This is a genomic window from Pseudoalteromonas sp. S3178 (assembly GCF_005886985.1).
GTDB classification, from domain to species: domain Bacteria; phylum Pseudomonadota; class Gammaproteobacteria; order Enterobacterales; family Alteromonadaceae; genus Pseudoalteromonas; species Pseudoalteromonas carrageenovora.
In genome coordinates this window covers 1-333 of sequence record NZ_PNCW01000484.1, presented here as the reverse complement: position 1 = coordinate 333, position 333 = coordinate 1, and the positions used below count along the sequence as shown (strand labels likewise).

Here is a 333-nt window from a genome sequence, read left to right as displayed (position 1 = left end):
AACACGAGCTTCTCGCCATTTTCACCATCGAGTGTTTCTATATCTACAAGTTCAGCGAGCTCCTTGATAGCTTGATCTCGTTCGTTAAGCACACTGTGATCGACATTGTTCAGGTTGAGTGCTGATTTACTCGCTACTTGCTTATTTAATTCGCTGATTTTTTGAACAAGGTTATTGGCTTCTTCTGAGAAAATATCCAATTGCTCGTTCACAATACTGTTTTGATCAACAACTATCCCTGACAGTCTATCCATTTGATCAACAAGACCTTGAGCGCCTGTCATAAATAAAGAGCGGTTAGTTGTCGATGAAGGCAAGTTAATCGCGCTTTGT

Annotated in this window: 1 protein-coding gene; it reads right to left on the bottom strand. The window is 40.5% G+C overall.

Going from position 1 to position 333, the window contains the following annotated elements:
• Nucleotides 1-333 (bottom strand): FlgK family flagellar hook-associated protein (locus CWC11_RS21850; protein ID WP_502704828.1); only part of this gene is annotated, 333 nt, incomplete at both ends.